Consider the following 8638-nt stretch of genomic DNA (forward strand, 5'->3'; position numbering starts at 1 on the left):
GCGCATCTGTGAGCGATCGGCGAGGACCTCGAGAACCGTCTCGCGGCCGCCCTCGCCCTGTCTCACCTGCGACGGCTGGCCCGACCGAAGCGCAGCTGGGACAGCTTTGCCTCAGTCAGAGTCGCTTGGGTCGCTTGAGTAGCCCTCTGGCGACATCAGCGACTGAACGCCAGCGACTAGCTGGGGGCTCAGTCACTGGCCGAGTTTCCACAAACGTGCAGGTCAAAGACTTCTTCTGGGTGCAGTAGCGACTGAAGCGACCGAGGGATCCGTATATGAAGACATTTCCGTGCGTGCGCGTGCGTCATATATAGAAACCTTCAGTCGCTTCAGTCGCTGATCGAGCGACCTCACCCCTGTGACCTGCATCTTTCCCAAGCACCACAGAGCAGCGACTGAAGAGCTGTGAGTCGCTGACTACGTACGCCAGTCGCTGACTTCGCCTGTCTCGCCAGTCGCATCGTTGACACGGAACCCGCGTACAGCACCCAAGTCCACACCACCCCACAACCGCTTCGCTAGTCTGTGTCCGTCGTTGAGTCGCTTCGGTCGCTGGAGAAGGAGTCACATGCCCGCTGAGCTGCGGTTTCCCGCCAGCGACTCAGCCCAGCGTCCGATGCAGTCTTCAGTCGCTGGCGCTCAGTCGCTGACGACCGCCCTGTGGTGTGCGAGCCGGGGCTGGCCCGTCCACCCGCTCGCCCCTGGTCGCAAGACGCCCGCCGCCAACTGCGACACCTGCCGCCAGCCTGGCCACACGGCAGCTGGATGCTCCTGCCTGCCGGCAGGTCGCTGGTGCCACGGGTTCCACGCCGCCACGCTCGACACCGCACGCATCAACGCCTGGTGGGGCACCCACCCCGCGCTTGGCGTCGGAGTCGCGTGCGGCCCGGCCGAACTGATTGTCATCGATATTGATGCCCACCGTGCCGCGTTGCCCGGTCGCGATCGGATCCTGCCCGGTATCCCGATCGGTGACCACATCAACCTGACCGGCCTGTCCACGGGCTTCCACACCCTGGCCGTGCTCGCCGCTCTGCGCCAGCAGCCCAGCCCAGCCGAGGACACCAGCACCCTTCGCGTACGCACTCCCTCCGGAGGCCTGCACATCTGGTACCGAACTGACCAGCCCCGCCGCTGGCTGTGCTCCGCCGGCTCCAGCGCTGGTCGCGCCCTGGCCTGGCAGGTCGACGTGCGCGCCCACGGTGGCTACATCATTGCCCCCGGCACCATCACCAGGGCCGGTACCTACACCGCCCTGCCTGGCGCGACGGAACCCGCTCTTCTTCCGGGGTGGCTCGCTCACGACCTTCAGCGCACCGGTCACCTCCAAGCACCGGCCGTCCCCACGCCGCGCCCGGTCCCGCCCAGGGCCGCGCAGGCCGTCATCGCAGCTGGCGGCGATAACACCCACGTGCGACGGACTATCAACTCAGTCCTGGAGGGTGTGACCGACTGTGGACGGATCAGCGAGGGTGCCGGCTTCTCGAGCACCCTCAACCGTGCTGCCTACACCCTCGGCGGACTCGTCGCCGCCAGCCTGCTGCCGCGTAGCGAAGCGGAAAGTCTCCTGCGCGCCGCTGCGGCAGCCGCCCGCCCGGGGCAGGAACGGCGAGCCGAGCAGATCATCCGCAGCGGCCTCGCCGCGGGCACACAGCGACCCCTGCACCCCGGGAGCCGCACGTGACGACCCCCGGCAACGACAACGTCCTGTTCGAGTTCAACCCGCAGGCCGTCGCGGAAGCGATCCTCGCCCAGCCGCCCACCACACCCCTGCCTGCGCAGGCCACGGCCCCCACCACCAGCGGACAGGCCACCGCGGCCGGGCTGCTGCCGGACACCCTCACCGACCGCGGCAACGCCAAGCTCTTCGTCAAGCTCTACGCTAACGACTACCGCCACGTCCCCGGCCTGGGCTGGTACCGCTGGGACGGCACCCGCTGGCAGATCGACGAAGACGACACCGTCCTGTGGGCCGCCGGCGACCTCGCCGAAAGCATCGCCCCCACCGACCCCCGCGGCCTCTACACCACTCAAGCTCTCCAGCAGCACCGCCGCCGAGCCCTGTCGACCTCCGGCATTAACGCCATGCTCACCCAGGCCAGATCCGCGCCCGGCATGGTCCTCAACGCCGCCCGCCTGGACGCCGACCCCTACGCCCTGTGCACTCCTGACGGCATCGTCGACCTGCACACCGGCCTTCTTAAGGTCCCCGACCCGAACAAGGACTTCCACTCCCGCTCCACCACCGTCGGCCCCCAGCGGCTCCCCACCCCGAGGTGGCACCGCTTCCTGGCGGACACCTTTGGCGACGACGCCGAGGGCCAGGAAATGGTCAGCTTCCTGCAGCTACTGCTCGGCTACTCCGCCACCGGCGACGTCGGTGCCCAGGTCATGCCTTTTCTCTTCGGCGCGGGAAAGAACGGCAAGTCCGTCCTCCTGGACGTGCTGATGAAGCTGCTGGGCGACTACGCTGATGCCGCCCCGCCCGGTTTCCTCATGGCTCGCCCGTACGAAGGCCATCCCACCGACCTGGCCGAGCTCCACGGCCGGCGCGTCATCGTCTGTTCCGAGGTCAAGCCCGGCGACAAGTTCGACGAGGCCCGCGTCAAGCTCCTCACCGGTGGCGACCGGATCAAGGCCCGCCGGATGCGGCAGGACTTCTTCAGCTTCGAACCCACCCACAAGTTGTGGCTCCTGGGCAACCACCGCCCAGAGGTGGGCACCGGCGGGTTCGCCTTCTGGCGCCGCATGCGCCTGATCCCCTTCGAACGCGTCGTCCCCGACGACCGCAAGATCGACAACCTGGCCGACATCCTCGTCACCGAGGAAGGCCCCGGCATCCTCACCTGGCTCATCGACGGCGCGCGCCGGTACCTCGCCGGCAGCAAAGACCTCACCGGCCCTGAGCGCGTCCGTATCGCCACCACCGCCTATGCAGAGACCGAAGACCACACAGGTCGCTTCTTCGACGAATGCTGCACCCGTGACCCCGACCAGCGAGTCGAGCAGGCCAGCCTCTACGCCGCCTACAAGACCTGGTGTCAAAATGAAGGAGCCACCGCCATCTCATCCCGCGCCTTCGCCCAACGAGCCCGCGAGCTGGCCGGCCTCGCCTCGCCCAAGGAGATGATCCTGTCCAACTCGCGCAAGTACTACCCGGGCATCGGACTGCTCGCCGACGAGGAGAGGGCATGAGCTCCCTGATCACCGAAGACGAGATCAGCCACGAGACCGAACTCGTCTGGCTTGAGGACACCTCGAACCTCGACTACGTACGCCAGAGCCTGGACCGGCTGCCCACACGCCGCAGCAAACCCGCCTACCACCGCGACGGCCGCATGATCGGCTACGCCCTCCTCGGCCCTGCCGCCAAGCCCTCCCGTTCCTCCGGAACCTTCCGCCGCCGCGTCTTCTGGCTACTGCCCCACGACCGCGACAGCGACCCAGAAGGTCTGTACGCCACCGGCGCCCCTGCTGAAGCTGTTGACCCGCGCACCCTGAATCCTGGAGTCAAGGGCAGCAAGACCGAACGGTCCGAGGGAGGGCCGCCCTCCACCGCAATGCGCGAACTGGGCATAACGCTCCCGCTCTGACTGCCTGCTCCTGCCAGCGCTAAGGGGCGCCAGTGACGCCCGCTTCGCACAACAGTGCCGCTGTGCGATTTTCTGATCAGCCATTGTCAGTGGTCGCTGCAACGCTCGCCGCAACCCCGGCCCATGCCGTGGTTGCGGCAAGACGCCGCTTTCCCATCGCAGCGAGGAGAGACGCAGTTGACCACTCTGGAACCGACCGTGGAGCAGGCAGCCGCAGTCGACGCGTTCGCCACCGGTACCGACCTTGTTGTGCAGGCGGGCGCTGGCACCGGCAAGACCTCGACTCTCGAAATGCTGGCTGCATCTGACACTCAGCGCCTTGGCGTATACGTCGCCTTCAACCGAGCTGTCAAAGAGCAGGCCGCCCGGCGCTTTCCGCAAACCGTGAAGTGCAGCACCGGCCACGGGCTGGCCTACGGAGCCGTTGGCTATCGCTACCGGCACCGCTTCGGTGGCGCCCGCACTCCAGCATGGAAGACCGCAGAGCTCCTTGGACTGAGGGCCAGCCTGACCATTGGTCAGTACACATTCACGACCGGCAACCTTGCCTACATCGTCAAGGAGACAGTGCTCCGGTACTGCCAGTCGGCCGACCGAGAGCTGTCCGAGCACCACGTCCCCAAGCAGCGCGGCGCGGAAGACCCCCAGACCCACCGGGTCCTGGCCAGCGCGGTGGTGCCCTACGCGCAACGCGCATGGGACGACCTGCAGCGCCCCAACGGCGAAAAGCTACGAGTCGAGCACGACCACTACCTGAAGGTGTGGCAGCTCACCGACCCCTACATTCGGGGCGACTACATCCTCCTCGACGAGGCCCAGGACACCAATCCAGCCCTTGAGTATGTCCTCAAGCTGCAACGTGACCACGCCCAGCTCGTCCTCGTCGGCGATTCCGCCCAGCAGATCTACGCATGGCGCGGCGCCCGTGACATCATGGCCGGCTTCGAGGGCACCCATCTGACTCTGTCGCAGTCCTTTCGGTTCGGGCCCGCCCTCGCCGCCGAAGCAAACCAGTGGCTGACTCTTACCCGCTCCCCACTGCGGCTCACCGGCCACCGGGCAACGCAGACCCGAGTCGCACCGACCGACAGCCCAGAAGCCATCCTGTGCCGAACCAATGGCGGAGCCATGGCCGAGGTCCTCCACCAGATGGACAAAGGCAAGCACGTCGCCATGGCTGGCGGCGGAGAAACGCTGCGAAAGTTGGCTGTGGCCGCCCGCGACCTCAAATCAGGGAAAGGCACCCGTCACCCGGAGCTGTTCCTGTTCAAGTCCTGGGGCGAGCTCCAGGACTACGCCGAGAACGACCCAGCAGGCGCAGACCTCCTGCCCTGGGTCGATCTCGTCGACGACCTCGGCGCCGAAGCAGTCCTGGAAGCCGTCGACCGCCTCGGTGCCGAGAACGCATGCGACGTAACGGTCTCTACCATCCACAAGGCAAAGGGCCGCGAGTGGTCCTCTGTACGGATTGGCGAGGACTTCGCAGAACCCGAGCCCGACGTGCTGGGCCGCCCAGGCCCGATTGCTGTCGGCGAGGCACGCCTGGCCTATGTGGCTATCACCCGAGCTCGCCACCGCCTCGACGTCGGCGGCCTGGGATGGTTCAAGTCACACCCCCAAGCCTTGGAAGCTCAAACTAAACTGATTGCCGAAAGCGACTGAACGCCCTGCTGCGCACGCTGATCCGCACCAGGCTGCGAGACGGGGTGAGGGCGAGGGGGTGAAGTGCTGCCGGCCGGTCGTGCGAGTCCGGCCCGGAGACGGTCCTCGCGGTTAACGGGCTGCAGTCCGAGCACACGGCGCTGCGCCCGTGCAGCCAGCCCCAGCGAGCGCAGCAAGCGCCGCCGCTACGCCCGGGCCTGCGCGTGCCGATGTCGTTTCACCGTCCCGACCAGGATCGGCAACGCCAGCGCCGCCGCGGCCCGGCCGTGCCCAGCGCTGACCCCGTTGGCCCGCACAGTCGGCGTCTGGGCTGGTGTCCACCGCCGTTGGGGGCCCGGTGGCGGCAGCATCGGCCGGACAGCTGGTGTGAACTCTGATCGTCTTCGGTCCACACCTGACCTAGATCGCTCCGCAGCCTGCTGACCAGCAAAAAGAACGCTTCGTTGAATCGTCCTACACGCGCGCGGGGAGCTTCACGCTTCGACGCCCCGGCCAGCAAGGGGCTGGGCGGGGCGTCTACGTGGACCAGGTGCCGCAAATCCGGGCAGATCGGCGGCGAGTTGCGCGACTTGCGCAGGTTCCCCGCGTGCGCACGTCCGGGTCTTGGCTCAGCGACCGGCGACGATCTCGTCGGCGATCTTCGCCACCAGTGCCGTGTTGGCGTCGGTGTCGTGGCTGAGGGGCATGGTCAGGTGGGGTACGGCGGCGAGGTATTCGGCGAGAGGGTCGATGTTGGTCGTGGTGGTGGGGGTGAGGCCGAAGATGTCGGGGTACCGGTCCTCGGTCCCCGCGGTGAAGAAGTCGCCTTCACTCAGGGCACGGGGTTCGTCCAGGACGCCGGGGCTGGCCTGCGGGCTCATGCTGGGGAAGAGCAGCCCGGCCGAGATGCGTCTTCAGGGACAGCGTGTCAACGCGCGGTGGACCTGTGACTTCGTCGCCCACGACCCGGCGCCTGCGCTCGCCCGGATCGCGGCTCCGGTCCTCTCGATCACAGGTGGCGGCGATCTCCAGGTTCCGCCCGAGGATGTCGACGCCATCGGCCGCTTGGTGCGCGGCCCCTTCCAAGGGCACGTCGTGGCCGACCTCAACCATCTCTTCCGGCCGGATCCGCGATCGCTGGGCCCCACAGGCTACCGAGGGATCATCGCCAGGAGAGGGAGCGAAGTGCTCCCCAGGCGGTCAACAGAGCCACCGCGAACACGGTGATGTTGCCGATGCTGTGGGGATATTCACCTCGGGTGACATGCACGACCGCGCCGCCGGCCATGACGCAGGCAAGGCCCGCCGCGGCGACCGGGGTGAGTATCGGGGCGATGTTCGTGGCGCGGGGAAGGATCAGTCCCACCGCACCAAGTACCTCCAGTACTCCGATCGCTTTGATCGTCTCGGGACGGAAGTCCACGACCCACGGCATGAGCGGGACCATGTCATCCGGGGACATGAGCAGCTTCATCCCGCCGGCGGCGGTGAACAGTACGGCGAGGAGGGCCTGGGCGACCCACAGGACGACGGGCACGGCACACTCATTCCATAAGTGAAGGGGACCCTGCGGTTTGGTGTGAGGCTCAAGCTACCAGAACCGCAGGAGTACCTTCACTTGTAGGATTCAGGCCATGGGATCCGAGCAGAGCCGAAGGCTGCGCAGGGACGCCGAAGACAACCGGCAACGCATCATGGCGGCTGCTCGCACGGTGTTCGCCGAGCGCGGGCTGAGTGCGCCCCTGGAGGACGTCGCGCGAAAGGCGGAGGTCAACATCGCCACGCTCTACCGGCGTTTCCCCGAGCGGGAAGCTCTGATCGAAGCGGTGCTGGCCGACCGCATGACCGATCTGGCCCGCCTCGCCGAGGAGGCGATGCACACCCCCGACCCCTGGGAAGGCTTCAAGGGCTTCGTCGAGCGCATCTGCGCCATGCAGGCCGCCGACCGCGCCGTCACCGAGGCCTTCACAGCCTGCTTCCCCGACTCACCGGCGATGGAAGAACCACGTTCCCGCGCCATAGAAGCTCTTGACGCCCTGATCCGGCGCGCGCAGCAGCAGCACCGCCTGCGCCCCGAGATCACCAGCAGCGACGTCATCCTGTTCCTGATGGCCAACACCGGCGTGCTGTCCTCCACCCGCCACGCCGCCCCCGGCGCCTGGCAGCGCCTGGTCTCCCTGCTGCTCGACTCCTGCCGCCCCGACGGGCCCACGTCGCCGCTGCCGCCCGTTCCCGGCCCCGAGGAACTTCACGACGCGATGCTCGCAGCACGCCCGCGTCGCTGATCGAAGACCGTTACGCCCCGGCCGGGCGGTCCCGTGCTGCGCGCGCAGGCCCTGTTCGCCGCCTGCGGGGGCGGCGTCCGGCCGGGGCCGGAGGCCAGCGGCCCTCGGCCGGCCCTGACTGTCTATTCTCCGGCCGGCCTTCAGTAGGCGGTGTCCTTCACCGTTCACCGGGTCCTGGGCAGCATTCCTGACGAGGAAGAGCGGTTCGCCGCGATCAAGAAACTGCCTGCGGGGAAGAGCCGGTGGACGGTCGACGAGGCCAACCGGCTGGTCGGGCGCCAGGTCGAGCACCCGGAGACGCCGCAGGAGAAGATCACCGGGATCCACTCCCTGGCCTGGGGCGAGGAAGTGGCCGCCGCGGTGACCTCGGACTTCCTGAAGCGGCCCACGGTCGCGGCACGGGTGCCCGAGAGCGAGAAGGTCCGGGTGGTGGAGGAGTTCACCCGCGATGAGGCGGTGGCGAGCACAGCGGTCACCGGCCTGCTGCGGCGGCCGGACGTCGCCTTCAGGGCAATGAGCGACGACATGGCCCGCTTCCAGGTCAATGGCGCCCAGAACGAGCGCCACCGTCAGGCCCGCGAGGACTTCGAGCGCATGGGCCCGGTCGCGCTGGCCGAGAGGCGCATTGACCGCACGGTGGAGTTCCTGGACCTGGTGACCGGCTGGGCCGCCTCGACGAGGCCGGGGCGCTCCGGCCGGTGGGCCGCAGTACGCCGCTTCGGCCGGACGCGGCGCGCGACCTGGCCGAGCGGCTGACACCAGCAGGGCCCCGGCACCCGTGGCAGGGCGTCCGGTTCACCACCTCGTGGGGGTCGCGCACCCCGCTCGACGTCGTGCTCGTCGACCCGGAGCTGGTCGCCGAGATCACGGTGGACACGGCGCAGGAGCGCGGTTCGTGGAGACACCCGGTGCGCTTCGCCCGGCTCCGTCTGGACGTCGCGGTCACGGACGTCCCGCCCTTCGGTGCGGGCGCCGAGCCCGCCAGCGGCTGACCGCCATCCCGCTGCTCCCGGCGGGGTGCGGCGTCATGGGCCGGTGAGGATGTCGTGGGTGCCGATCCGGTGCCACACGATGTGGGGGAGCCCGGCGACCTTCTCCCCGCCGTACGACCACGTGGCG

At 68.3% G+C, this 8638-nt stretch carries 8 protein-coding genes and 1 pseudogene; 7 read left to right on the forward strand and 2 right to left on the reverse strand.

Going from position 1 to position 8638, the window contains the following annotated elements; translation table 11 throughout:
* The first annotated feature begins 568 nt into the window (after window positions 1-568).
* From CD790_RS33330 to CD790_RS33345, 4 genes are all read left to right on the forward strand, one after another.
* Window positions 569-1684 carry a bifunctional DNA primase/polymerase gene (locus CD790_RS33330; protein ID WP_144387128.1) on the forward strand — a complete coding sequence of 372 codons (1116 nt, stop codon included), beginning with the start codon at window positions 569-571 and terminating at the stop codon, window positions 1682-1684.
* Window positions 1681-3195: a phage/plasmid primase, P4 family gene (locus CD790_RS33335; RefSeq protein ID WP_144387129.1), complete on the forward strand. Its 1515-nt coding sequence runs from the start codon at window positions 1681-1683 to the stop codon at window positions 3193-3195. The genes CD790_RS33330 and CD790_RS33335 overlap by 4 nt, the downstream gene beginning before the upstream one ends.
* Complete coding sequence (locus CD790_RS33340) at window positions 3192-3593, forward strand: DUF6009 family protein (protein WP_144387130.1); 402 nt, start codon at window positions 3192-3194, stop codon at window positions 3591-3593. Before CD790_RS33335 ends, CD790_RS33340 begins: the two co-directional genes overlap by 4 nt.
* Window positions 3594-3770: 177 nt before the next feature.
* Window positions 3771-5255, forward strand: coding sequence for a UvrD-helicase domain-containing protein (locus CD790_RS33345; protein WP_260868090.1), 1485 nt, complete (start codon window positions 3771-3773; stop codon window positions 5253-5255).
* Between the two features lie 608 nt (window positions 5256-5863).
* Here CD790_RS33345 and CD790_RS33350 read toward each other — a convergent pair.
* Both CD790_RS33350 and CD790_RS33360 read right to left on the reverse strand, forming a co-directional pair.
* Window positions 5864-6115 (reverse strand): hypothetical protein, encoded by a 252-nt coding sequence (locus tag CD790_RS33350; RefSeq protein ID WP_144387132.1) that lies wholly within the window; start codon window positions 6113-6115, stop codon window positions 5864-5866.
* 281 nt (window positions 6116-6396) lie between these two features.
* Window positions 6397-6771, reverse strand: a complete 375-nt coding sequence (locus CD790_RS33360; RefSeq protein WP_144387133.1) for a DoxX family protein — start codon at window positions 6769-6771, stop codon at window positions 6397-6399.
* A gap of 97 nt (window positions 6772-6868) precedes the next feature.
* Here CD790_RS33360 and CD790_RS33365 point away from each other — a divergent pair, with 97 nt between their 5' ends.
* The 3 genes and pseudogenes from CD790_RS33365 to CD790_RS35085 all read left to right on the forward strand — a co-directional run bounded on the left by CD790_RS33365 (window position 6869) and on the right by CD790_RS35085 (window position 8511).
* Complete coding sequence (locus CD790_RS33365; protein ID WP_144387134.1) at window positions 6869-7519, forward strand: TetR/AcrR family transcriptional regulator; 651 nt, start codon at window positions 6869-6871, stop codon at window positions 7517-7519.
* Window positions 7520-7669: 150 nt separating this feature from the next.
* Window positions 7670-8275: pseudogene (locus CD790_RS33370) on the forward strand (DUF6192 family protein); the annotation flags it as partial.
* A gap of 77 nt (window positions 8276-8352) precedes the next feature.
* A complete protein-coding gene (locus CD790_RS35085; RefSeq protein WP_186319387.1) occupies window positions 8353-8511 on the forward strand; it encodes a hypothetical protein in 159 nt (52 codons plus the stop codon).
* The last annotated feature ends 127 nt before the right edge of the window (window positions 8512-8638 follow it).

Origin of the sequence: Streptomyces sp. SAJ15, from assembly GCF_007595705.1 — a bacterium.
Lineage (GTDB): Bacteria > Actinomycetota > Actinomycetes > Streptomycetales > Streptomycetaceae > Streptomyces.